At 40.6% G+C, this 25,217-nt stretch carries 25 protein-coding genes, 1 tRNA gene and 1 pseudogene; 13 read left to right on the top strand and 14 right to left on the bottom strand.

Annotation, left to right across the window (positions count from 1 at the left end; translation table 11 throughout):
• The first annotated feature begins 34 nt into the window (after positions 1-34).
• The 3 genes from BTN98_RS09445 (at position 35) to BTN98_RS09435 (ending at position 2,123) form a co-directional block, all read left to right on the top strand.
• A tRNA-Trp gene (locus tag BTN98_RS09445) sits at positions 35-111 on the top strand.
• 711 nt (positions 112-822) lie between these two features.
• Complete coding sequence (locus BTN98_RS09440) at positions 823-1,158, top strand: DUF1904 domain-containing protein (RefSeq protein ID WP_061000242.1); 336 nt, start codon at positions 823-825, stop codon at positions 1,156-1,158.
• A 98-nt stretch (positions 1,159-1,256) separates the two neighbouring features.
• Complete coding sequence (locus BTN98_RS09435; protein ID WP_061000239.1) at positions 1,257-2,123, top strand: endonuclease/exonuclease/phosphatase family protein; 867 nt, start codon at positions 1,257-1,259, stop codon at positions 2,121-2,123.
• On the opposite strand, the gene BTN98_RS09430 is transcribed toward BTN98_RS09435, so the two are convergent.
• The 3 genes from BTN98_RS09430 to gloB all read right to left on the bottom strand — a co-directional run bounded on the left by BTN98_RS09430 (position 2,120) and on the right by gloB (position 5,174).
• The gene (locus tag BTN98_RS09430) at positions 2,120-2,809 is read right to left on the bottom strand and encodes a Yip1 family protein (protein WP_061000238.1); all 690 of its coding nucleotides are present in this window, start codon (positions 2,807-2,809) and stop codon (positions 2,120-2,122) included. The genes BTN98_RS09435 and BTN98_RS09430 overlap by 4 nt on opposite strands.
• A complete protein-coding gene (locus BTN98_RS09425; RefSeq protein WP_061000246.1) occupies positions 2,806-4,344 on the bottom strand; it encodes a LysM peptidoglycan-binding domain-containing protein in 1,539 nt (512 codons plus the stop codon). Before BTN98_RS09425 ends, BTN98_RS09430 begins: the two co-directional genes overlap by 4 nt.
• A 71-nt stretch (positions 4,345-4,415) precedes the next feature.
• Positions 4,416-5,174: a hydroxyacylglutathione hydrolase gene (gloB, locus tag BTN98_RS09420; protein WP_061000237.1), complete on the bottom strand. Its 759-nt coding sequence runs from the start codon at positions 5,172-5,174 to the stop codon at positions 4,416-4,418.
• A gap of 41 nt (positions 5,175-5,215) precedes the next feature.
• Between gloB and BTN98_RS09415 the strand changes: the two genes are divergently transcribed.
• Positions 5,216-5,974, top strand: a complete 759-nt coding sequence (locus BTN98_RS09415; protein WP_061000235.1) for a class I SAM-dependent methyltransferase — start codon at positions 5,216-5,218, stop codon at positions 5,972-5,974.
• Positions 5,975-5,982: 8 nt separating this feature from the next.
• On the opposite strand, the gene rnhA is transcribed toward BTN98_RS09415, so the two are convergent.
• Positions 5,983-6,447 carry a ribonuclease HI gene (gene rnhA, locus BTN98_RS09410; protein WP_061000232.1) on the bottom strand — a complete coding sequence of 155 codons (465 nt, stop codon included), beginning with the start codon at positions 6,445-6,447 and terminating at the stop codon, positions 5,983-5,985.
• A 51-nt stretch (positions 6,448-6,498) separates the two neighbouring features.
• On the opposite strand from rnhA, the gene dnaQ reads away from it, so the two are divergent.
• Both dnaQ and BTN98_RS09400 read left to right on the top strand, forming a co-directional pair.
• Positions 6,499-7,227 (top strand): DNA polymerase III subunit epsilon, encoded by a 729-nt coding sequence (gene dnaQ / locus BTN98_RS09405; protein WP_061000230.1) that lies wholly within the window; start codon positions 6,499-6,501, stop codon positions 7,225-7,227.
• A 7-nt stretch (positions 7,228-7,234) separates the two neighbouring features.
• On the top strand, positions 7,235-8,437 hold the full coding sequence (locus BTN98_RS09400) for a TIGR03503 family protein (protein ID WP_061000228.1): 1,203 nt from the start codon (positions 7,235-7,237) through the stop codon (positions 8,435-8,437).
• Between the two features lie 58 nt (positions 8,438-8,495).
• Here BTN98_RS09400 and fadE read toward each other — a convergent pair whose 3' ends face one another.
• A complete protein-coding gene (gene fadE / locus BTN98_RS09395; protein WP_061000227.1) occupies positions 8,496-10,949 on the bottom strand; it encodes an acyl-CoA dehydrogenase FadE in 2,454 nt (817 codons plus the stop codon).
• 531 nt (positions 10,950-11,480) lie between these two features.
• On the opposite strand from fadE, the gene lpcA reads away from it, so the two are divergent.
• A complete protein-coding gene (lpcA, locus tag BTN98_RS09390; protein WP_061000225.1) occupies positions 11,481-12,059 on the top strand; it encodes a D-sedoheptulose 7-phosphate isomerase in 579 nt (192 codons plus the stop codon).
• An 85-nt stretch (positions 12,060-12,144) separates the two neighbouring features.
• Positions 12,145-12,942 carry a class II glutamine amidotransferase gene (locus BTN98_RS09385; RefSeq protein WP_061000223.1) on the top strand — a complete coding sequence of 266 codons (798 nt, stop codon included), beginning with the start codon at positions 12,145-12,147 and terminating at the stop codon, positions 12,940-12,942.
• A gap of 81 nt (positions 12,943-13,023) precedes the next feature.
• On the opposite strand, the gene purN is transcribed toward BTN98_RS09385, so the two are convergent.
• Entirely contained in the window at positions 13,024-13,665 is a 642-nt protein-coding gene (gene purN / locus BTN98_RS09380; protein ID WP_061000222.1) for a phosphoribosylglycinamide formyltransferase, read from the bottom strand.
• Positions 13,666-13,669: 4 nt separating this feature from the next.
• A complete protein-coding gene (gene purM / locus BTN98_RS09375) occupies positions 13,670-14,710 on the bottom strand; it encodes a phosphoribosylformylglycinamidine cyclo-ligase (protein ID WP_061000221.1) in 1,041 nt (346 codons plus the stop codon).
• Positions 14,711-14,908: 198 nt separating this feature from the next.
• Between purM and upp the strand changes: the two genes are divergently transcribed.
• Complete coding sequence (upp, locus tag BTN98_RS09370; RefSeq protein ID WP_061000219.1) at positions 14,909-15,535, top strand: uracil phosphoribosyltransferase; 627 nt, start codon at positions 14,909-14,911, stop codon at positions 15,533-15,535.
• Positions 15,536-15,629: 94 nt separating this feature from the next.
• Here the strand turns inward: upp and BTN98_RS09365 are convergent, their stop codons facing one another.
• Positions 15,630-16,883 (bottom strand): uracil-xanthine permease family protein, encoded by a 1,254-nt coding sequence (locus BTN98_RS09365; RefSeq protein WP_065190201.1) that lies wholly within the window; start codon positions 16,881-16,883, stop codon positions 15,630-15,632.
• Between the two features lie 349 nt (positions 16,884-17,232).
• On the opposite strand from BTN98_RS09365, the pseudogene BTN98_RS09360 reads away from it, so the two are divergent.
• Positions 17,233-18,327 (top strand): annotated as a pseudogene (locus tag BTN98_RS09360) (DUF2066 domain-containing protein); the annotation flags it as partial.
• A gap of 97 nt (positions 18,328-18,424) precedes the next feature.
• Here BTN98_RS09360 and BTN98_RS09355 read toward each other — a convergent pair.
• The 4 genes from BTN98_RS09355 to bepA are packed head-to-tail and all read right to left on the bottom strand — an operon-like array spanning position 18,425 to position 21,299.
• Positions 18,425-18,847: a DUF2069 domain-containing protein gene (locus BTN98_RS09355; protein ID WP_061000213.1), complete on the bottom strand. Its 423-nt coding sequence runs from the start codon at positions 18,845-18,847 to the stop codon at positions 18,425-18,427.
• Between the two features lie 14 nt (positions 18,848-18,861).
• Entirely contained in the window at positions 18,862-19,455 is a 594-nt protein-coding gene (wrbA, locus tag BTN98_RS09350) for an NAD(P)H:quinone oxidoreductase (protein WP_061000211.1), read from the bottom strand.
• Positions 19,455-19,805, bottom strand: a complete 351-nt coding sequence (gene arsC / locus BTN98_RS09345; protein ID WP_061000210.1) for an arsenate reductase (glutaredoxin) — start codon at positions 19,803-19,805, stop codon at positions 19,455-19,457. Before arsC ends, wrbA begins: the two co-directional genes overlap by 1 nt.
• Positions 19,806-19,832: 27 nt before the next feature.
• Positions 19,833-21,299, bottom strand: coding sequence for a beta-barrel assembly-enhancing protease (gene bepA / locus BTN98_RS09340; protein WP_061000208.1), 1,467 nt, complete (start codon positions 21,297-21,299; stop codon positions 19,833-19,835).
• Positions 21,300-21,459: 160 nt separating this feature from the next.
• On the opposite strand from bepA, the gene BTN98_RS09335 reads away from it, so the two are divergent.
• Both BTN98_RS09335 and BTN98_RS09330 read left to right on the top strand, forming a co-directional pair.
• A complete protein-coding gene (locus tag BTN98_RS09335) occupies positions 21,460-21,714 on the top strand; it encodes a sulfurtransferase TusA family protein (protein ID WP_231730729.1) in 255 nt (84 codons plus the stop codon).
• A 3-nt stretch (positions 21,715-21,717) separates the two neighbouring features.
• Positions 21,718-22,788, top strand: coding sequence for an AI-2E family transporter (locus tag BTN98_RS09330; RefSeq protein WP_061000201.1), 1,071 nt, complete (start codon positions 21,718-21,720; stop codon positions 22,786-22,788).
• A 73-nt stretch (positions 22,789-22,861) separates the two neighbouring features.
• Here BTN98_RS09330 and bcp read toward each other — a convergent pair whose 3' ends face one another.
• Both bcp and BTN98_RS09320 read right to left on the bottom strand, forming a co-directional pair.
• The gene (gene bcp, locus BTN98_RS09325) at positions 22,862-23,326 is read right to left on the bottom strand and encodes a thioredoxin-dependent thiol peroxidase (RefSeq protein ID WP_061000199.1); all 465 of its coding nucleotides are present in this window, start codon (positions 23,324-23,326) and stop codon (positions 22,862-22,864) included.
• 69 nt (positions 23,327-23,395) lie between these two features.
• The gene (locus BTN98_RS09320; protein ID WP_061000197.1) at positions 23,396-23,932 is read right to left on the bottom strand and encodes an ACT domain-containing protein; all 537 of its coding nucleotides are present in this window, start codon (positions 23,930-23,932) and stop codon (positions 23,396-23,398) included.
• 356 nt (positions 23,933-24,288) lie between these two features.
• Between BTN98_RS09320 and dapA the strand changes: the two genes are divergently transcribed.
• Entirely contained in the window at positions 24,289-25,167 is an 879-nt protein-coding gene (gene dapA / locus BTN98_RS09315) for a 4-hydroxy-tetrahydrodipicolinate synthase (RefSeq protein WP_061000196.1), read from the top strand.
• The last annotated feature ends 50 nt before the right edge of the window (positions 25,168-25,217 follow it).

Here is a 25,217-nt window from a genome sequence, read left to right as displayed (position 1 = left end):
ATTTAAGACATAGTTAAGTCTTTAAAATAACTACAGGGGTGTAGCTCCAACTGGCAGAGCAGCGGATTCCAAATCCGCGTGTTGGGAGTTCGAATCTCTCCACCCCTGCCATCTTCAAGAAAGCCTCGACAGTAATGTCGGGGCTTTTTTACGTCTGTATTCTTATGGATATTGGGTGTAGCTCCAATTGGCAGAGTAGCGGATTCGCCTTACTGAAAATCAGCGCGTGTTGTGAAGTTTGAATATCGCAACCCCTGCCATATTAAAGAAGGCTCATATCGAAAGATATGAGCCTTTTTGCTATCTGTAATTTATGTTTGTAGCGTTAACTGTCAAAGCAGCGGATTCACCATACTAAAAATCAGCGCGTGTTGTGACGTTCAAATATCGTAACTCCAGCCATCTTCAAGAAAGTCTCGATAGCAATGTGAGGCTTTTTTACGTCTGTATTCTTATGAATGATTGAGTGTAGCGTTAACTGGCAGAGCGGCGGATTCGCCTTACCGAAAATCAACGCGTGTTGAAAAGCATACCGTAATATTGATAGTGGTTATTTCAACGCCATTAGGTCGATGTCGTTAGAGGTAAAATGCCTTAATTTCTATCGCTGCATTCATGCATACTAAGCTTGTTAGCCTATAAATATTTTATAATGCTATTAAGTGTTAAAAAATAGAATAAACAATGACAAAGCAATAAAAGTTAGTTTGATGTATTTGAAATTAACCGCAGTGTTGACACTTTATTTGCAATAAAAAGCTCTTGAATGGAGAGCGAAGGTGGTAATGTAGTGGGGTAAATAGTCAATTTCTTGGAGTTTTTATGCCACATCTTCGCTTTCGTGCTGTTGCCTTTGATACAGTAAAACAGCTATCAACTAAGTTGGTTGATGATTTACAACCATTGATGGATTGTCCTCGTGAGGATTTTACTATTGAGCATATTCCAGCATCATTTATTTTTGATGGCGAAGTCTCTGATGCTTATCCTTTTGTTGAGGTATTTTGGTTTGATCGGGGTCAGAACACTCAGGATCTTGTTGCTAAAGCGATTACTAATATCATCAGAGAGGCTGTTGATGATCCACAGCAAGATGTCGCTGTTATTTTTACTGCGCTGAAACCGTTAGCTTATTATGATAATGGTAACCACTACTAAATTCTCTTTTATGCTTACATTGATGTTGTTATTTCTAATTTTACGATGATATCAGCCCATTACTATGATGGGCTGAATTGTCGATGCAGGCTTGTATTATGGCGCGTAGAACAAAAACAAAGGTGGTTGCTGGCTTAGGTGTTGTCGCTGGTGCCTTGGGGCTAGGAGCATTTAATTCTTCATTTGATGTCTCAGTGCAGCCTGAAATTACTAATGAGGTATTTGCTCCTCATTTTAGTTATCACTGTATTGAAAGTGAAATTGCACCACCGCTTGATAATCATGGCCAATTAACTGTCGCGGTATGGAATATTTATAAGCAGCAACGACCTAATTGGCGTTCAGCGTTAGCATCATTTACTCAAAAAAGTGATTTAGTATTATTACAAGAAGCGAGTTTAAATACTGAATTACAAACCTATTTGAATGATAGCCAATGGCAAGTAAGAATGGCGAATGCATTTCGATTTCTTGATACGCCCGCAGGGGTTATGAATCTATCGCGAGTATCGTCACGTCAGACGTGCGCTTATCTTGCGATGGAGCCATGGTTAAGGCTACCTAAATCAGCTTTATTATCACAATTTGCATTATCAAATGGACAAACTCTCGCAGTGGTTAATTTGCATGGTGTCAATTTTGCAATTGGTTTAAACGAATATAAACAACAATTAGATAGTTTAAAAGCAGTGTTAGAGCAGCATCAGGGGCCGATTATATTAGCGGGTGACTTTAATACATGGCGTAAAGCTCGTATTAAAGTGGTGCGAGCTTTTGCCCATTCGTTAGGTTTAAAAGAAGTGCACTATCATAATGATCAGCGAGTGCGAGTGCTTGGTAAGCCGCTAGATCATCTTTATTATCGTGATTTACGTTTAGTAATGGCAGAAGCACCTAAGACAGATGCTTCTGATCATAATCCATTATTAGCAACGTTTAAGTTAATATCGCCGACTGTACATTAGGCTGAAATAATCAATAGTGGCCATACAATTATGGTTAAGACCCACGGTAGTATGGCGACAATGATAGCTCTAGCACGATCGAGATCTGTCCATGCACTCACTGCTGCATAGGTTAGAGCGATGTACCATGGTGCTAATAGTGGCATTGTGGTCGCAATTGCTGCCCAACGGTTATTCATCGGTAATTTTAATAAGCCATTAAAACTGTTTAAATCGGCCGCATTAGGCAGAATATTGTTGTGGTTAAAAACAATATTAATGTAACTCGCAATGTCACCAATAAAAGATGGCAGCATAATAAAGCAAGTCGCAGCAAGCCATTTACCATAGCTGTGTTGATGCTGGCTGCTTTTCGTGGCTAACTTTAACCATAAAGCTAATACAAAAATTACCACTGTGCGGCCAGTTATATCGCTAAAGACCTCACCAGCAAGTAGCACTTCTCGTGTTAGCCATGATTGTTGTACATTTTCACCAATATTACCAAGTTGAGCTTGAATTGCTTGTTGCAACCATGGCATATCGACATGATTAAAGTAGCTCCCCCATAAAATAAATGAACCCAAAATAGTCATTAAATACGGTAAAATTGCCCACTTGGGACGCTCATAAATTGCAGCAAAGCATTCTATTGGTGAGCGAAACAAGTCAATTATGGCGATGACTGGGTTTTTTGATGGCGTCATGCTTTAACCTTACGACTTATAATTAATTTTAGCTGTTGGCCTTGCTTAATATACTGACTATTACCCAGATTATTCCATTTTTTAATCTCAGCAATCGATACATCGTAACGCTGTGCGATAACGCTTAAGCTATCACCGCGACGAACTTTGTAACTGATCGTTTTACGGCTCGCTGTGGTTTTTTTAACGCTTGCTGATACTTTTAACCGTTGCCCTTTTTTCAGCACTATACTTTTGCTAAGACGGTTAAGTTGTTTCAGTTTAGTAATACTGGTTTTATGTTTGCGAGCAATGCTCCATAAACTATCGCCAGACTGCACTACATAATGTTGTGCTTCGATATTTAAAGCGGCACGATGCTGACGGTTAACCAACGAAATAGGTGATGTTGGAATGGTCAGTAATTGTCCAATACGAATATTGGTTGTTTTAAGCTTATTGACCCTTTGAATCGTTTTAACGCTGCTATGATAACGCTTAGCAATTAACCCTAAGCTTTCACCTGCTTTTACACGGTGATGATGAGTTACGATGCTTGCATTGCGGTTCTGTGCTAATTCACGCTTAAAACGCTTAACGGTATTGATGGGTAGTAATAACTGGTTAAGTCCATTGGGTGCAGTTACACCACGACGGTAAGCCGGGTTTAGATCTTTGAGTTCAGTTAAGCTAATGCCTGCAAATTTGGCTGCAATAGTCAGATCCATTTGCACACCAGGTTTCACGATAGCTACAACGGGTTTATTGCTAATCGGTGGAATATGAAAACCATACTTTTTAGGGTGCATGATGATATCAGCAACGGCGTAAAGCTTAGGAACATAGCTACTGGTTTCGTTGGGTAAATCAAGTGCCCAATAATCAGTAGGCTTACCTGCGGCTTTGTTTTTACGGATAGCACTAAACACACGGCCTTCGCCAGTATTATAAGCTGCTAATGCTTGTTGCCAGTTACCATCAAATTTCTTATTTAAATACTCAAGTAAATTAAGTGCCGCGGTAGTGGATTTAACTACATCGCGACGACCGTCATACCAGCTATTTTGTTTTAAGCCAAAACGGCGGCCAGTGTCGGGAATAATTTGCCATAAACCAGCAGCAGCCATACTTGAATAAGCATGAGGGTCAAATGAGCTTTCAACGATCGGTAATAATGCCAGCTCTAGCGGCATGCCACGCTTTTCGACTTGTTCTGTGATGTAATATAAAAAAGGCTGTGCGCGTTGAGCAATAATTTCAAGATTACGCGGGTTTTTTAGATACCAGTTACGGTAGTACTGGACGCGCTTATTATTTGGAATTTTGGTGGTGATCTGCATTGCGATGCGATCCCATACGTCCTGCTGCTGTTGCGGAGTCAGTTTTACAACTTCTGCTTGAGGCGGTTTAATAACCGATGCTACAGGCACAACAGGCGTATTAGTTGGTTGCTCAACGACAGTGTTTTTTGAATTAGTATCGACCTGTGCTGTCTCTTTTGTCGTTTGACAACCTGCGATAACAAGCACACTTGCTAAAAGAATTTTGAATTTCATGACAGTCGTTTGTAGCCAAAATGGTTGGTGATGATACTTGCCCAACCACCTTGGTTACAAGAGGAGAAACGTTAAAATTCGTCTTTCCAACGTCGAAGTGCTGCAAATGTCTCAATATCTGAATTATCGTACGCTTTATCAGCAACTGAGCGTTTAATACTTGGCTGATCACAACGTAAAAAAGGATTAATAAGTTTCTCGTTACTGAGAGTTGTCGGTAGGGTACTTTGGCCGTTAGCACGCAGTCGGTTGACTTGATCGCGATAACGTTGCAAATGGGCATTATCTTGTTCAGCGACTAATGCGAAAGCAAGGTTACTCGCAGTGTATTCGTGAGCACAGTAAACTTTAGTTTCGTCAGGCAGTGAAGCAAGTTTTTGTAAAGAATTAAACATTTGTGCTGGTGTGCCTTCAAATATACGACCACAACCTGCAGAGAATAATGTGTCACCACAAAAAAGTTTTTCGTCGCCAACATAAGCGACATGACCGAGTGTGTGTCCTGGTACACTAAGCACCATAAAACGTTCACCAAAGATATCGACTTGATCGCCATCTTCTATCGGACGTGTGATGCCAGGAATAGGTTCATCATTAGGTCCAACAACTTTGGTTGCAGGGAAACGACGTTTTAACTCACTGATGCCACCGACATGGTCATGATGATGGTGAGTGATCAAGATCGCATCTAGAATTAAATTGTCTTTTTCTATTGCCTCAAGAACCGGCGTGGCATCCCCTGGATCAACAACGACACAATGATTGTCTGGGTTTTGAATTAGCCAGATGTAATTGTCCTTAAATGCGGGTATGCTTTTAACAGTTAACATGAATTTTGTCTCCAGCCTTATCAGGTGTTGAGCAGTATCTTATGAAGCCAGCGCGTACAGTAACACATATTGAAGTCCCTTATACATGGTCGAATGTGATCAATGGTGAATGGGTAGCAGAATTATTACAAGCACGCCTTGATGAGTGGTGTCCGAAATTGTTTGGCTATCATATGTTAAAGCTTGGTGGCTTAAGTGCAGAGCTGACCAGTAGCCATTGTAATATTCAGCATCAAATTAATGTCGATAAGTTTAGCTCTAAACGCAGTGTCGTTGCTGATGCGATGGCGTTACCTTTTATTGAAAAATCTTTTGATGCGTGTTTGTTAATGCATCAATTAGACTATGCAACTGATCCTCACCGTTTATTACGAGAAATCGATAGAGTGATGGTTGATGATGGTTATTTAGTGTTAAGTGGTAATAATCCGTTAAGCCTATTAGGCTTACGAGGCTTATTACCGTGGAATCGTCGTCAAGCACCATGGACAGGAAGGATGTACCTGCCATTTAGAATTAATGATTGGCTACGATTACTTAATTATGAAGTGGTGTACCAAGAAATGTTTGCAATAGTGCCTGCGACGCGTCACCTTGCTTGCGCAGCATGGCTTGAGCATGTTCTCTCAGAGCCATTATCTGCGGTGGGTAGTTTATATTTTATTGTTGCACGTAAACGTACCTGTCCATTAAAACTGATTAAACCTACTTGGAAATTACGTCGTCAATTAGCTCCTGTGCGAATTAACTGCTGTACTCAAGCTGAAAAAACAGTACCTAAAATTCCACCGCAGTCGTAATCCTAGATTCAGTTTGGCTGATAACCAGTATCTGGTTGAGTAGGATTTTCAGCTGCAGTACGCGCTAAAACATCACAGCGTTCATTTTCTGGATGACCAGCGTGACCTTTAACCCAATGCCATTGGACTTGATGACGTTGTGTTTCTTGATCCAGTTGCTGCCATAAATCGGCATTTTTGACCGGTTTTTTATCTGCTGTTTGCCAACCTCTTTTTTTCCAATTATGAATCCACTGCGTAATTCCTTGACGCACATATTGGCTGTCGGTGGTAAGATCGACGTGACATGGTTGTTTTAAACTCGCGAGTCCCATAATGGCGGCTAGCAGTTCCATGCGATTATTGGTGGTCATAAAATAGCCACCACTAAGTTCTTTTTCGTGTTGTTTGTATCTTAGTACGGTGCCATAGCCGCCGGGACCGGGATTACCTAAACACGATCCATCGGTGAAAATCTCTACCTGCTTTATCATTGTGGGGAGTTTTGCCTTAGATAAAAACTTAAGTCTGACACATTAACTACTATGAAAGCCACTAACACGAATCAACGTATTATTGTATTTGATACAGAAACAACAGGTATGAACATGACCGGCCCTCATTATGAAGGTCATGGTATTGTCGAAATTGGTGCGGTTGAGATCATCAATCGTAAGTTAACCGGTAATACGTTCCATGTTTATATCAAACCTGATCGCACGATTGATCCTGAAGCGATTGCTGTCCACGGTATAACCGATGAATTTTTACGTGATAAGCCTGCGTATGCTGATATTCACCAAGAATTTATTGATTTTATTGATGGTGCTGAACTTGTTGCTCATAACGCATCGTTTGATACCGGTTTTATGGATTATGAATTTCATAAAATGGGCGCATCAATTGCGAAAATTGAGGATATCTGTCAAGTAACCGATACCCTAGAAATGGCGAAAAGGCTATTTCCAGGTAAACGTAATAACCTTGATATTTTATGTTCACGTTATGGCATTGATAACTCTCATCGTACCCTACACGGCGCATTACTCGATGCTGAGATTCTAGCTGACGTTTATTTGATGATGACGGGTGGTCAAACATCATTACGTTTAAGTAGCGGTAATGATGATTCGACAACAGCAACCAGTATTCGTCGTTTAGCCACTGATCGAAAAGTATTAAAGGTTATCAATGCTACTGCCGATGAACTAACAGCACATCAAGATAGGCTTGATCTGATTGGTAAAAAGACTGACGTTATTTGGCGTCTTTAGGGGGAGTATGTTGCGGCGATTATGGGTACTTATTTTTTATGTACCGCTCTGTGCTTGGGCACAAACAGAGACCAGATTAACTTGGCTTGATAATCGTTTTCGCGTTGATCCTGAGATCGAACAAATTACATTTATTGTGGCGCGAGAACAGCCAAGTCAGTCTGTGGTATTAGTCGCACCAAATGGGCGTAAATATTATGCCGATCGTCATGCTAAAACGATGTCATGGTACAGCGATAAGGGGATGGATATTATTTCTATTGATTACCCAATGGCTGGGCCTTGGCAAGCTTTGGGGAAAGTATCGTCCAATAATGGCATTAAAATAGTGTCTAATATTGAGCTCGATGTTGATCAGCTGCCAACACAATTATATCAAACCGAAGTGTTGAAGTTTAGAGCCCGCTTAACCCAAAATAAACAGCCATTATTGTTACGTGATTTTTTAGAACGGGTGCAGCTGGAAGTTATCTTTTATCCGATTAATGTTGATGTAGGTGATGTTAGCGCGAAAGATCCAGCTCCGATAGTAGTTGGAACATTTGCTGATAATGGTCAAGGATATGATGAGATTGGTGGCGATGGCGTCTTTACTGTTGCGCTTGATGTAGATGTTGTACCTGGAAAATATCGTGTCAAAATAGCATCAACAAATGGTGTTTTTGAGCGAGCAGTAGAACAAACAGTATTAGTTTATCCTAGTCTAATAACAACCACGTTTATTCAAAGTCATCAGCCGTTAGTCTCTCATGTCGTTAAGATTGCAACTAACGATGACCAAGCTGTCGTTGGTTCATTAGCGGCTTATCTAAGGGTTAAACAACCTCACCGTCAACCGCAAATTATTCAAACCAGTGCTCAACCGCAACAATCACAATTAACCCTAAAATGGTCTAATAATAGTCAGGTTGGTAAGGCGTGGTGGCGTGGTTGGGCTTATGTTACCGATACGCTGACTCAACGTGAATTGGTGTTTCGATTAGCCAAACAACATTATACTTACATTGCGCCTGTTACCGTGGATACTTCGTCAGTATTGGCTAAACGACAGCGTGAACAGCAGTTAGCCGCAGAAAAGACTGAGCAGCTTCAACAACGGTTATTATGGTTAGGGGGGGCTAATCTTATCGTCATGATTAGTGTCATGGGATGGTTGCTGCTATGGCGACGTAAACGTGTGCCCAAATCGGATTTAGTTATTCCTAAATAAGCGTTATAAAACAGGGAAGCATCATGCTTCCCTGTTGGTTATTAGAATGTTGGACGTATTAAGCTGCGCTATTTATTTGTGATGTTGCTTGGCGTGGATTAGCCGCTAATTGTTGTGGGGCAAAGTCATCAACATTAATAGTGTATAGCCGTCCAGCCTCTGCTCGATGGAGTAACTCAGCTTCTTCGGCGGTAATAACCCCCAGCTCTAATCCTACTGCCGCAACTTTACCTAATTGCATGAAGGGTAACGGTGTATTCGCTGCTTGACAGACACGATCATAAATTGGCTCGGCAATGAGAATATCACGTAGCGCAACTTCCATCATGCCGACAGTATTATTCGCTGTAGCTTCTAAAAATAAACCACGACCAATGCGATCTCGTGTTGCCGATGGAGTCTGAATTAAACCTGCAAGTTGGTGATCAAGCTCATCGATGGGTTTTCGACGACGTAATCCTGTTGGCAAGATCAGTAACCGTAATCCGTAAGCAATGGTTTTATTGGGAAAGTTCGCTAAAAAATCATCAATGGCGACTTCAGTTTGATAAAGGGCATCTTGTAGTCCCCAATGAATGAGGGCGATATCTTGCGATGGCTGGCCGTCATCGATATAACGTTTTAAGGTTGCTGAGGCTAAATATAATTGACTGAGTACATCACCGAGTCGCGCAGATAAGCGTTCTTTTCGTTTAAGTGAGCCGCCAAGAGTAGCCATTGAAATATCAGCTAATAGAGCGAGGTTAGCACTGTAGCGGTTCATTTGTTGATAGTAGCGTTGAGTCTCATCTTTATATGGTGCTGATGAACCACGTCCATCAGTGAGTCCTAGCCATAAACTACGGCTCATATTACTGATTACAAAGCCGATATGACTAAACAATGCACGATCAAATTGTTCGACAGCGTGGTGGGGATCATCGCTATAAGCTGCATTGATTTCCTCAAGGACATAAGGATGACAACGAATAGCCCCTTGCCCAAAGATAATCATTGAACGTGTGAGAATATTTGCACCTTCAACAGTGACAGCGATAGGTGCACCTTGATAGCCTCGAGCAAGAAAATTACGTGGTCCCATACAAATTCCTTTACCGCCAGCGATATCCATTGCATCAATGATGCTGCGTTGGCTGCGATGGGTGCTGTGGTATTTTATAATGGCTGAGATAACCGCTGGTTTTTGGCCTAAATCGATACCAGTAACTGTAAATGTTGTTGCTGCGTCAAGTACATAAGCATTACCCACAATACGAGCAAGAGGCTCTTCAATCCCTTCCATTTTACCTATGGGTAATTTAAATTGACGACGAATACGTGCATAAGCACCTGTTGCCATCGCTGCCGTTTTCAAACCCCCAGTAGCGTTTGAGGGCAGGGTAATTCCACGCCCAACAGAGAGGCACTCAACTAGCATTCGCCAGCCTTGGCCAGCCATTGCTTGACCACCAATGATAAAATCAATAGGAACAAATATTTTATCACCACGGGTGGGACCATTCTGAAATGGAATGTTGAGTGGAAAGTGGCGACGACCAATATCAATCTCATCAATATCGGTTGGAATTAAAGCGCAAGTAATGCCTAAGTCAGGCTGTTTACCGAGTAAGTGGTCTGGGTCGAATAATTTAAATGCGAGCCCTAATACTGTCGCTACAGGGGCTAAGGTGATGTAGCGTTTATTCCATGTTAGCTCCATCCCAAGTACTTCTTTGTCTTTCCATAAGCCTTTTTTAACAATACCAAAATCGGGAATCGATCCAGCATCAGATCCCGCTTCTGGGCTAGTAAGCGCAAAACAAGGGATCTCAGTGCCTGTAGCTAGACGAGGTAAGTAATAATTTTTTTGTTGTTCAGTACCGTAATGTTGCAGTAGTTCTCCTGGACCAAGTGAATTAGGCACACTCACTGTAGTTGATAATACGCTAGAGACCCCCGTTAATTTTTGAAGCACTAATGATTGTGCATAAGCTGAAAACTCTAAGCCGCCATATTGTTTTTTTATGATCATCGCAAAAAACTTATGCTGCTTGAGGTACTGCCACACTTCAGGTGGTAAATCTGCAAGATCGTGTGTGACATGAAAGTCATTTACCATACGGCAAACATCATTGACGGGGCCGTCTAAAAAAGCTTGCTCGGCATCGGTGAGTGTTGGTGGCTCAATAGCATGTAATTTGTTCCAATCAGGCTTACCACTAAAAAGATCTGCCTCCCACCATACCGTACCAGCGTCAATGGCTTCTTGTTCTGTTTGAGACATTTTTGGCATGACTTTTTTGAAACTATTGAGCGCATGGCCTGTGAGTAATTTTTTACGTAAGGGGGCAATATTTATTACTAATGCAATGATAGTAAAAATGAACCAGCCCACTATTCCGATACTGTCTAACAGAGTACCTAAGACCAATAGTGCTGCAATCGTCGTTGTAAAAATAGGACGCGATACACGGTGATAAGCGAGGATGGCAACCACACTAATAAAGCTGATTAAGTATATAAATGTAGGCATAGCGATTCTCCGTAATCATATAGCAGCATTGTAAACAGCAGTAAAATTTCATTTCAGCATCGATTGAAATTTTAAGAGACAACATTGTGCTACGGTTGTGTAGATCATGCTCGATAACAAGGTAAGAGGTCTAACCACTGTTTTATTTAGTGTAAGTTAAATATTAAATTAATGTAAAATATTTATTATTGAATGTGTGGTAAAGATAGTGATGACAATATTAAGGCGATATTTTTACAGTGATTGGGTTTAATGGTTGCGAACTTTTTAGCTAACAATGGAGTGTCGTTGATGTGTTATCCGGTATGGTTGATAGATTTTTCTGACAATGTTTGAGTGGAATATTTACATTACGGCTCCAATTTTGGCATTAGAGTAAATTTTAGTGGTTAATTCCGACATAGCATCACATCAATAGTCGACACTGGAAGTTATTTGTCTGTAAACTGCGATTAATGATGTATTGCAGTATCCAGTGAACAGCTTGTTCACTTGATTTGTATTTAATGGTGAACATTGAGAGAGCAGCTTATGTATAAAGATCTGATCCGTAGCGAATTAACTGATGCCGCTGACGTCCTTAATCGTTTTTTAAATGATGATAAAAACTTGGCAGATATTGAAGCTGCAGCTAAATTATTAGCTGATTCATTTAAACAAGGTGGGAAAGTATTATCGTGTGGTAATGGTGGTTCTCATTGTGATGCTATGCATTTTGCCGAAGAACTGACTGGCCGTTATCGTGATGATCGCCCTGGTTACCCAGGAATTGCCATTTCAGATCCAAGTCACTTATCTTGTGTCAGTAATGATTTTGGTTATGAATACGTATTTTCACGTTATTTAGAAGCTGTGGGCGCTAAAGGTGATGTGTTGTTTGGGCTTTCCACCTCTGGCAATTCGGCGAATATTCTTAAAGCTATTGAAGCTGCGCAAGCTAAAGGAATGAAAACTATTGCCTTAACCGGTAAAGATGGCGGCAAAATGGCAGGATTAGCCGATGTAGAAATTCGAGTCCCCCATTTTGGTTATGCTGATCGCATTCAGGAAATACATATTAAAATCATTCATATTTTAATTATGTTAGTTGAAAAAGAAATGGAAAAATAATCGTATATATTGCTACTTAATAAGTAATAATCATGATTGTTAATATTTAAATGAGCATGACTCAGCGTAAAGAGCAGAAATAAAAATGTGTGAATTATTAGGCATGAGTGCCAATGTGCCAACAGATATTTGTTTTAGCTTTACTGGCTTAATGCAACGTGGTGGGAATACAGGCCCTCACCGTGATGGCTGGGGAATTACTTTTTATGAAGGTAAAGGATTTAGAACCTTTAAAGATCCTAACCCGAGTTGCCAATCACGTATTGCTGAGTTAGTGCAACAATATCCAATTAAAAGTCGTGCTGTTGTGAGTCATATTCGTCAGGCTAATCGTGGTGGGGTGAGTTTAGAAAATACCCATCCTTTTACACGTGAGCTATGGGGTAATTATTGGACGTTTGCGCATAATGGCCAATTGACAGGCTATGAGCAATTAGCAACGGGGCGTAATCAAGCTGTTGGTGATACTGACAGTGAGACGGCATTTTGTTGGTTAATGAATCAATTAGAAATCCGTTTTCCGGTATTGCCGGCTGATATGACGCCTGTGTTTGACTACTTTGCCGAGTGTTGTAATACATTGCGTCAATTAGGTGTGTATAACATGCTACTGAGCAATGGTGAGTATGTGCTAACTTATTGTACTAATAACTTGCATTGGATCACTCGTCGCGCGCCGTTTGGTAAGGCATCATTAATTGATGAAGATGTCACTATTGATTTTCAACGTGAAACAACGGCTAATGATATCGTCACTGTGATTGCGACTCAGCCGTTAACGAATGATGAAAATTGGCAGAAGATGGCAACAGGTGAGTTTCGCGTATTCCATTTCGGTGAGACAATTTATGATGCTATCTCCGCTGATGTTAGTACTAGCTAACGACAAACGGCAATATTCATAGTAGATAATAAAAAGGCGATCTCAATGAGATCGCCTTTTTTATATCATTAGATTAAGTGTTTATTGTGCAGCATAGCCTTGTGGTGGCAGCTTGTTGCCATCGAGTACGGCATAACCATTTTGCATTGATAGCCGCTGACTCAATAGCCACTGTGTGACTAATGGATAGATATTATGTTCTTGTTGTTGAACACGTTCTATTACGTCATCAACATTATCTTCTGCAAAAATGGGAACTTTCGCTTGCAAAATAACCGGCCCACCATCAAGTTGCTCGGTAACGAAATGGACACTGGTGCCATGTTCTTTATCACCCGCATCTATGGCACGTTGGTGAGTATTTAATCCCGAATACTTAGGCAGTAAAGAAGGATGGATATTAAGCATTCTTCCTTGATAATGATGGACAAAATTCGCCGATAAGATCCGCATAAAACCGGCAAGGATAATCACATCAGGCTGATAAGCATCTATTTTTTCCATCAGTGCTTGATCGTAATCTTGACGATTATCGTAATCTGTCGCTATCACACAAAGATTATCTATATTGGCACGTTGAGCGCGTTTAAGACCATAAGCATCGGCTTTATTTGAGATCACAGCAGCAACCTGGCTATTGTTGATAATGCCATTACTACAGCCATCAATAATTGCTTGTAAGTTACTGCCATTTCCTGAGATTAAGACAACGATATTATGCATAAACTTAATTAATCTCTACTTGCTCTTCGCCTGCTGCTGCTGTTGCAATTTCACCGAGCAACCATGCGTTTTCGCCCTCTGCTTGTAAAATTTCAATCGCAAGTGCCGCTTGAGCTTGTGGGAGTGCAATCACTAACCCTACACCACAGTTGAATGTACGGTACATTTCGTAAGTATCGACATTACCTGCTTGTTGTAGCCAGTTAAAAATTGTCGGCCATTGCCAGCTGTTACCATCAACAACCGCTTTTGTCCCTTGAGGTAATACGCGTGGGATGTTCTCCCAGAAACCACCACCAGTAATATGAGAAATTGCGTGAACATCACAGCTTTCAATCATTTTAAGGGCTGATTTTACATAAATTTTAGTTGGGGTTAATAAGTGCTCAGACAGTTTTTTACCATCAATATCTTGATTAAGATCGGCTTGAGAAACCTCTAGAATCTTACGTACTAATGAGTAACCGTTTGAGTGTGGGCCACTTGAACCTACAGCGATAAGTGCATCGCCAGCAGTTACTTTTGAGCCATCAATGATGTCAGCTTTTTCAACGACACCAACACAGAAACCGGCAACATCGTAATCTTCGCCATGATACATACCTGGCATTTCAGCAGTTTCACCACCAATTAATGCACAGCCAGATTGAATACACCCTTCACCAATACCAGCAACAACACTTGCTGCTGTATCAATATCAAGTTTACCTGTTGCGTAATAATCTAGGAAAAATAAAGGTTCAGCACCTTGTACAATCAGATCGTTAACACACATTGCAACCAAATCAATACCAATAGTATCGTGTTGTTTCAGATCCATAGCTAGGCGAAGTTTGGTGCCTACACCATCAGTACCAGAGACTAAAACCGGCTCTTTGTATTTGGTAGGAAGTGCGCATAAGGCACCAAAGCCACCAATGCCACCCATAACTTCAGGGCGGTGAGTGCGCTTAACCACGCCTTTAATACGGTCAACTAATGCATTACCAGCATCAATATCAACACCAGCATCTTTGTAACTAAGAGAAGAGTTTTTGTTGCTCACAGATGATCCCTCAAACGTATTAAAGTAAAAAACCATCGTATGATAACAGCAGTCATTATGTCAGGGCAAACGTTTGCGTTAATTTGTTGTGTGATTAAATTTTAGTCAATTAAACATTTGATACTATCGGCAATCGATTGGCATGGTATATAATAATGCGATTTTTTATTTTTTATAATTTAGTACCCAGGAGTCAAGATGAAAGTCGTTGAGGTGAAACACCCACTGGTTAAACATAAGATCGGTCTTATGCGTGAAGGTGATATCAGCACTAAGCGTTTTCGTGAACTGGCAACCGAAGTTGGTAGCCTATTAACGTATGAAGCGACTTCAGACTTCGAAACAGAAAAAGTGATGATCGAAGGCTGGAACGGTCCAGTTGAGATTGATCAGCTAAAGGGTAAAAAAGTGACGGTAGTACCTATTCTTCGTGCTGGTTTAGGCATGATGGATGGTGTATTAGAACACATGCCAAGTGCACGCATTAGTGTTGTTGGTATCTACCGTGATGAAGAAACGTTAGAGCCTGTACCATACTTTAATAAATTAGCTTCAAATATCGATGAGCGTATTGCATTGGTTGTTGATCCAATGTTAGCAACTGGCGGTTCAATGATCGCAACGCTTGATTTATTAAAAGAGCATGGTTGTACACAATTTAAAGTGTTGGTACTTGTTGCTGCTCCTGAAGGTATTGCAGCACTAGAAAAAGCCCACCCAGATGTAGAACTATACACAGCAGCTATTGATGAGAAGCTAAACGACAAGGGCTATATTGTTCCTGGTCTTGGTGATGCGGGCGATAAGATTTTCGGTACTAAATAATAATTTTATTGTTTATAACTGATATAAAAACCGGACTAAGTGAGTCCGGTTTTTTTAACTATTGGTTGTGATTGGCAATAAATTATCGTGACAATTACAAATGTTCAGTATCTTCAATTTGAGCATTATCAACCACATTGTTTTCACCTAAATCTTGCGGCAGAATAAGATTTAGTAAGATCGCAACAATGCCACATAAACTAATACCTTGTAAGCTAAACTCACCAATACCAAATGCCATACCACCAATGCCAAATACCAAGGTTACTGCAACGATCACTAGATTGCGGGCTTTATGTAAATCAATTTGATTTTTGATTAGTGTATTTAAGCCAACGGTAGCAATCGACCCAAATAATAAAATCATAATGCCGCCCATCACAGGAACGGGAATGGTTTGTAATACCGCACCAAGTTTACCCACAAAAGCCAATACGATAGCGGTAACAGCAGCCCAAGTCATGATCGCTGGATTAAACGCTTTAGTGAGCATTACCGCCCCGGTTACTTCTGAGTAAGTCGTATTAGGCGGTGCACCAATAAGTGATGCAGCCATGGTGGCAATACCATCGCCAGCCATAGTACGGTGTAGTCCTGGCTTTTTAAGGTAATCTTTACCAGTAACATTTGAAATCGCTAAAATATCGCCAACATGTTCGACCGCCGGCGCAATCGCCACCGGGATCATAAATAACACCGCATTGATATTGAACTCGGGTAGAGTAAAGTTTGGTACTGCCAGCCAGCTTGCTTGGATGACAGGTGTAAAATCAATAACTCCAAAACCAAGGCTAGTAATGTAGCCTGCACTAATGCCACCGACGATTGGGATTAATTTCAAAATACCTTTAGCGGACACACTTAAAATAATGGTTACGGTAAGAGAAACCGCAGAGATCCATAATGCGGTATCGTGAGCAATCAATTGAACATCGCCACCACCAGTTTTACCAACCGCCATATTAACTGCGGCAGGCGCTAGTCCTAAACCGATAACCATAATCACAGGGCCAACGACAACCGGAGGTAGTAGACGATGAATAAAACCAACGCCACGAACTTTAATAATGCCACCCATGATCACATAGACTACACCCGCCATCATTAGGCCCCCCATGGTACTAGCAACTCCCCATGTTTGAATGCCATACATCATTGGAGCAATAAAAGCGAAAGATGAGGCGAGAAAAATAGGGACAGAGCGTTTAGTCACGACTTGAAATAACAGTGTGCCAGCACCAGCACCAAATAAAGCAACATTAGGATCTAAGCCGGTAAGTAACGGCACCAGAACTAAAGCACCAAATGCTACAAATAGCATTTGCGCACCTTGAAGAACCTGCATCATGGTATTTATCCATAAGTAAAAAAAATCGCGCAATCCTAGCATGGAAGCAAACGATAACCTATATGCATAAAAGTTAAAATATACTCATAATTGTTCAGATTTAGAACGATTGGCGCTTTATTTGCATGACAATAGCCATCTCGCAGTCAAAAATGTGAGTTATAAAATTATATTGTCGAAATTGTCGAATGAAATTTACAAACTGTGCGCTATGATACTGCACCAATGATAAAACCTGTTGTCTGCCTTACTAGGTCTATTTTTTGAATTAACCATGAGTCTTACTATGTTGCGATTTGCATTATTATTTTTAGCAGTATTGGCATTGCCAGTACGTGCTGCGACGGTAAATGATCTTTATCAAACCCAGGTCGCTTTGATTGGAAGTGATCAGCAAGCTGATCAAGCTGCGCGCGAGCAAGGACTGGCAAATGTGTTGGTCAAAATATCAGGCAATACTGATATTCTTAATAACTCGGCAATTAAAGCGGCAATTACTAACAGTGGTCGTTATATAAGCCAATTTGGTTACAGCCAAGTTGATGGCCAACGTGCGCTTGATCTAAGCTTTGATAAAAATCAGATCAAGCAGTTATTGATACAGTCAAAAGCCAGTATTTGGAAAGATCAACGTCCTAATATTTTAGTATGGATGGTTGATAGTGATGGCCAGCAACGTAATATTTTGTGGGATCAATCAACCAACGCGTTGGTTAATGATACTAAACAAGCAGCAGATAGCCGTGGATTACCATTAACATTTCCAGTCGGTGATATAACAGATGCAACAGCAGTTAATGTGTCAGATCTTTGGGGTAATTTTATTGATCCGATAGCTGCGGCAAGTCATCGTTATCATGCTAATGGCTTGTTACTGGTTAAAGCACAGCAACAACCCGATGGTACTGTAAGCTTGAATTGGCAATTTTACCCCCAACAACCAAGTAAAATTGCAACAGCAGAAACACAACCTATAACGGGCACCGCATCTGGTACATTGGCACAAACATCGACGCAGATGATCAATAAAGTGACTGATTATTTAGCCAATAAATATGCGGTAGCATTAGGCGGTGTTGCTGGTGGTAAGGTTAATATTGAGGTTGATAATATTCAGTCGACAGAAGATTTTTTTGCCCTAGAGAAAATGCTGAATAATTTAACTACCGTGGGTAGCGCTAATGCGATGCGGATTAAAGGTAACAGTGTTATTTTCCAATTGAATCTTCAAGGTTCAGAGCAAGCATTCCGTCAAGAGATCAGCCATGACAATCAAGTAAGTCAGGCTCAATCAGCGGTAGCTTTTGCTGCAGATCCGGTACCAACGCCAGCTGTTGCACCTGCAAGTGCTACCACGACAGCATCGGCTGTTACTGCAACAACACCGTCATCTGTGACACCACTAACGGTATCACCACAAAATATTTATGATTGGAATAGCTAATTTCATTCTAAACTGAATAGATAGTGCTGATAAGTGCAAAAAAGCCTGAGTATTTTATGTACTCAGGCTTTTTTATTGCTGTTTAAATGAGGAAAGATTAGCCGTTATAACGGACTCGCTCTTCACGTTCAACCTGTGATAAGCGTTTTAATTTAATCCCTAATTCTTTGGCTCTTAAACGGGAAAAAAGGATATTACTGATAAAGCATAATGTTACCAGTATAAGCTCGATTGCTGCGAGGCTGCGTTCACCCTCGTTTATCGTTATAAGGGTTGTGGCATGGATAAAATAAAACATTAAAATAAAATTTGCCCATGCATGGGTATAAGGTTTGGCGGTGATCATTCCGACAAGAGGCAATAATAGTGGAGCTATCCATACCAGAGCAATAACAGTAGCAGATAAGTGTAAGTGGGGAGACAGCAATAGTTGCCATATGCCAATAAAAATAATTAAACCACAATGACACAATAGTGCAGATTGGCGTGCAAAATAGGTTAAAGGTCGCATTTGGGGCATGAAATGATCCTTTTTTAGCCATTGAGTTTACCTGCAATCGTTGCTAAACGTCGGCCGATAGCTTGAGCAAGTGCTATTTCATCTGGGTGAAGCTGCTTATTAATGCCATGATTAACGTGTGATGCACCATAAGGTGTTCCACCGTGGCTGGTGGTATGTAATAAGGGTTCAGAATAGGGGATCCCTACCAATAACATGCCATGATGCAACAGAGGTAACATCATTGATTGTAGAGTAGTTTCTTGACCGCCGTGCAGTGATGACGATGATGTAAATACGCAAGCTGGCTTTCCTATCAAGGTTCCCGATAACCATTCACTGCTGGTCGTATCTAAAAAATGTTTTAGTGGCGCTGCCATATTACCAAACCGAACAGGGCTTCCCATTGCTATGGCAGCACATTGGCTAAGATCGTGATGACTAACAATGGGATCGATTGTTTGGTTTGTCGGGGCATTTGGGGTTATTGCTGCCGCTGTTGTTATCTCGGCAACGGTTCTTAGTACCGCTTCACAGCTATCGATTTGTTCAATACCACGGCCTATATGGCGGGCTAATTGACGAGTATTACCGTGTTGGCTGTAATAAAGTACTAAGATTTTAATCATTATAAAATATCCAACACATTCTCAGGTGGACGACCTATTGCCGCTTTATCATTATTAACCACAATGGGACGTTCAAGTAATTTAGGATGCGATACCATTGCTTCAAATAATGCCATATCAGTTAAGCTTGGATCGCTCAGTTGCAACTCTTGGTATTGTTGTTCCTTAGTACGCATCATTTCTCGTACCGTGTTATAGCCTAATTGACGGTACAGTTGTTGTAACTGTTCAACGGTTGGTGGTGTCTCTAAGTATTTAATTATAGTTGGTTTAATACCGCGCTCAGTGAGTAATGTTAATGTTTCACGACTTTTTGAACACCGTGGATTATGGTAAATAGCAACTGTCATCATGAGTCCTTGTTGAATTTGTTAAAATTAAAAAGAAGAACGTAAGGCTTCAAATTGCGCTTGTTGAATACGCAATTGATCTAACCGTGCGTCATACCGAGCTTGATCGAGCGAACCTAATGGTGCTTGTTGAGCCGCTTGCGTATAGTTACTAATTGCAAGTTTCCATTGAGCACGTAATGCTGCCAATTCCCCCATAGCAGCAAGCTCACCAGCACGTTGGTTTTGTTTGGCATAATTTTGCGCCAATAACGCCCAACCATTGGTATCATTTGAATGCTGATAGGTGTAGCGAGTGAGTATATTGAGACTATGTTTATAGCGTTTAGCGTCTAATAAGACATTAGCTAAGTTAAGTTGTAATACAGTATTTTCTGGTTGATATTGCAATGCTTTTTCTAAACGTGTAATCGCTTTATCATAATGCTTTTGATATAAATCTATATCAGTCATGGCATCAATATAAAATAAATTATTGGGCTCTGCTGTGAGTAATGGCATCAGTAATTGTTGAGCTTTGGTATATTGACCGTTATCAAGGTACACCAATCCCTTACCATAATTGAGCTCTTTGCGTTGGTTTGCAGGTGCTTTTTTGAGCTCGGTGTTAAACCAGTTAAGCGCAGATGTTTGACTAAAACCCAAGTTACGTGCCACGATCCGTGATTTTGCTAATAAGTAACGCTCTGACGGTGGCAATCTTACTGTTGAATAATTATCAGCTCGCATACGACTGTCGGTGATACGCGATTCAGGCAGTGGATGGCTAAGTAGCATTGGTGGCAGGGTAGTGGTATAGCGATATTTTTCAGCTAAACGGCCAAAAAAATGGGGCATTGCTTGAGGATTAAATCCTGCTTTAGCAAGGGTGTCTATACCAATCCGATCGGCTTCTTTTTCATTACTACGCGTGTGATTGAGCATTCCTTGCATTGATACTGCGGTGGTGGTGTGTAAGGCTGCCATACCGGCTTCTGGTGCTGCAACGACTAATAATAGTGAACCAATCAAGGCTGCCATCGTGGCAGGATTTTTTTTAGCTTGATCTTCTAAAGTTCGCGCAAGGTGTCGTTGAGTGACGTGGGCAATTTCATGGGCAAGAACAGATGCTAATTCACTTTCTGTTTTAGCATGTAAAAATAGCCCTGAATGGGCGCCAATATTACCGCCAAATAAGGCAAAGGCATTAATGTCATAATTTTGGATCAAGAAAAAGTTAAACGGCGTTTTAACACCATCAGCATTAGCTACTAATTTATGACCGAGATCTTGAATATATTCAGATAAAACGGGATCGTTAATGATAGGACGACTGGCACGCATCATGCGCATGTACATATCGCCGTATTGGATTTCTTTATCAATCGTTAGTGTCGATGCCGCAGTGGTACCGATATCAGGCAGTAATATGGTATTACTAGCAACGGCTGATAAACTTGTAGTGAGCAAGGCTGCCAGTAAAATTGACCTTGGCGCTTTAGCTAATTGGAACATATTAATAATACAACCACCATGTCGATTAATATAGGATAACGGATAATTATCGATAACCTGTCGCGTTGTTATGACAGCAAATTTTAACTTAGGTTCGCTATCGTGATATTCGTTTGTGGTTATCTCGCTTATTCCTTGCGGTTAAGGGTACAATACGACAATGGATAATCACTGTCACTTTATTGGAATGGAAATCCTCACGCTTGATCTTATGGCCTACCGTTGCCCGTTAGCATTATTGATGGTGAAGCGAAGCTGCAGAGACTTATCGCTAACTCAAAAACTGGTGATTAGAGTTCTACAATCCAGTACAAAAACGGATATTTTTCGTTATTTACAAAATAATGGATTTACTATTGATATACAGGCTGAAGCGATTGATCAGTTGGTAATTATTGTGAAAAAAGGACAGTAACGCATGTTGGATATGTTAAAAAGTTGGTATCAACGCCGATTCTCTGATCCTCATGCTGTGAGTTTAATGATCATTTTAGCTGGGGCGTTTTTAACCTTATATTTCTTTGGAGGGTTAATTACACCGCTATTAGTGGCAATCGTTTTGGCTTATTTACTTGAATCGCCAGTGGCACGTTTGGCTCAGTTGGGGCTGCCGCGAACATTTGCTGTTGCGATTGTATTAATTGTTTTTGCAGGATTAATGATCCTGGCATTATTAGGTTTAGTACCGACGATTTGGCATCAAATTTCTAATTTAAGTGCTGACGTGCCGAAAATGTTTAATGATTTGCAGCTATACGTTTCCAGCTTACCTGAACGTTATCCTGATTTTGTTCAAGCTCATCAAGTTACTGTATTTACAGATACTTTACGCGAGAAAGTATTAGCACTTGGTGGCAGTGTTGTTAAAGGTTCATTATCATCATTAGTCAGTTTGGCGACATTGGGAGTGTATTTAATCCTAGTGCCGTTATTGATCTTCTTTTTACTTAAAGATAAAGATATTATTTTGCGGTCATTTATTGGGGTATTACCTAAAAATCGACGTTTAGCCAGTAAGGTTAGTGCCGAAATGAACCAGCAAATATCTAATTATATTCGCGGTAAAGTGATTGAAATATTTATTGTTGGTATCGCGAGCTATATCGTATTTGCGGTTATGGGGCTTCAATATGCGGTACTATTGGGGGTGTTGGTTGGTTTATCGGTATTGATACCTTATATTGGTGCCGCTGCAGTAACTGTGCCTGTTGCAATGGTCGCTTTATTTCAATGGGGCTGGACACCTGATTTCTGGTGGTTATTAGTCGTTTACGGTATTGTGCAAATTTTAGATGGCAATGTATTAGTTCCGGTACTGTTTTCTGAAGCGGTTAACTTACACCCAGTAGCAATTATTGTTGCAGTATTAGTTTTCGGTGGACTATGGGGATTCTGGGGGGTATTTTTCGCGATTCCATTAGCAACCTTAGTCAAGGCCGTATGGGGAGCATTATTGATGAAAGATACTGTGCCGCCAGTGAATTACTGATTTTTACCATAGAATACGAGCTAAACAAAAAGGCCGATAATGGCCTTTTTTCGCTGTTGCTGTTTGAAAATGATTATTGGTTTAGATAATCCAATACCACTTGGTGGTGATCTTTCGTTTTAAATTTATTAAACACATGATCAATGTTGCCATTCTCATCAATTAAGAAGCTGATGCGATGTAGACCATCGTACACTTTACCCATGAACTTTTTCTCGCCCCAGACACCAAATTGATCGGCAACGGCATGATCTTCATCCGATAATAATGTGAAGTTAAGGTTATCGCGCTCAATAAATTTAGGCAGGCGCTTAACAGGATCTATACTAATACCTAATACAACCACATTATGTGTATCCAGTTCAGCTTTACTATCGCGTAAACCACAAGCTTGTACCGTACAACCGGGTGTCATTGCTTTAGGGTAGAAATAAGCCAGTACTTTTTTGCCTTTGAAGTCAGTTAAACTAACGGGTTGACCATCTTGATTAAGCAAAGTAAAAGTTGGGGCGAGCATTCCTGCTGTTAGGGTATTCATGCAGCTGTCCTTTTAATAAGTTTAAGGTAATAACATGTGCTGTTATGCCGTATTTCGTGGAATGAGTTATTAATGGTGGCCAATAAAATTAACTGTACCATTAGCATTTAGTTGCTTACACAATGCTTCGTACTCTTCTTGTAAGCTCACTAAATTACAATCTTCAGGTAAATTGGTACTAATTTGCAGCACCAATTGATTATCAATATTAGCATGGCCACTTTCAATGGTATTGGCACTTAAGGTTGATATATCAATTTTTCGACTGGCCATAAAATGGGTGAAATGTTTAATCAGCCCTGGGCTATCTTTGGCTTCAATATGAAAATCTGCCGTATATGGAAAGAAACGGGCAATGTGTTTATTGGTACGTTTCATCACCGTGATTAAATCATGCTCTTGACCTTTAAGAGGCAATGTTGATTCAATTCTGGAGATGGCATTGCTATTCCCAGAGAGCAGCATAATCAAGGTAAATTCAGAGCCAAAAAGTGCAATTCGACTATCAATGATATTACAGCCACTGTGCGCGACAAGATGGGTGATCTCATCGGTGATACCAGGGCGATCAGTACCTACTGCTGTTATTACGAGATAATTTTCCATATTTAGCGCCATTTTTCGTGATCATTATTAGCATGTTAGCACAGAGTGATTATTCAAAAGAGCGCAAATTAGGGTCAATAATCACAAAGTTTTTTATTATAATTGTATGGTTAACAATAATAATCGCTGAAAAAGATTTGTATTTGGTGTTAGAAACGTTAAACATTAACGACAACTTAAAAATGAATACGATAAAGCGTGCCAGTTAAGGGTTTTCAGTCACCCTTTGCTTGAGTTTATAGTCATGCAAAAGTACCATGACTTATAACTAGCTATATACCGTAACCATTCCTATTGATTGGTTGTTAATGTTGTTAGCTTTGAATCGTTACGCTATATAACAAAGGGAGACGAATATGTTTTCAGGAAGCATGGTTGCATTATTGACACCATTTGATTCATCAGGTGAAGTTGATTACATCGGCCTACAAAAGCTAGTTGATTACCATATTGACGCGGGTACCAAGGCGATCATTTCGGTTGGAACAACGGGAGAGTCGACGACACTAACGGTTGATGAGCAAGTCAAAGTTGTTTTAAAAACGCTAGAGTATGTTGGTGGACGTGTGCCTGTTATTGCTGGCACTGGTGCTAATGCAACTCATGAAGCTGTAACGATCACTAAACTGTTCTCTGGTACTGGAATTGCGGCCTGCCTAAGTGTGACACCGTACTATAATAAGCCGACACAAGAAGGTTTATATCAGCATTATAAAGCGATTGCAGCGGCGACAGATATTCCACAAATCTTATACAATGTGCCGGGTCGTACTGCGGTTGATTTACTGCCTGAAACAGTAGCGCGACTAGCAAAACTTGACAATATTATTGGTATTAAAGATGCAACCGGTGATATTACTCGCGTTAAAAAAACACGGGAACTTTGTGGCGCAGATTTTATCCAATTAAGTGGTGATGATGCGACAGCTGTTGATTTTGTTGCAGAAGGCGGTCATGGGGTTATTTCTGTTACCGCAAATATTGCCGCGGCAGAGATGGCTACAATGTTTGATTTAGCCTTAGATGACAATATTGAAGCAGCTCAAGAAATAAACCAACGCTTGATGCCATTACATACCAAACTGTTTGTTGAAGCGAATCCAATTCCTGTGAAATGGGCAGCTCACCAGATGGGATTAATTGAACACGATAACTTACGACTTCCGCTTACTGTTTTAAGCGAATCACAGCAGCCTATTGTTAAACAAGCACTTATTGACGCTAACGTATTGTAATACATCGTTATTAATTGAGTGATTGTAACAATCAAGGAGCGCAGGAGCAT

This window comes from Photobacterium aquimaris, from assembly GCF_002954455.1.
Taxonomy (GTDB): domain Bacteria; phylum Pseudomonadota; class Gammaproteobacteria; order Enterobacterales; family Vibrionaceae; genus Photobacterium; species Photobacterium aquimaris.
The sequence above is the reverse complement of the archived record's forward strand: the minus strand, read 5'-3'. Positions and strand labels throughout refer to the sequence as shown.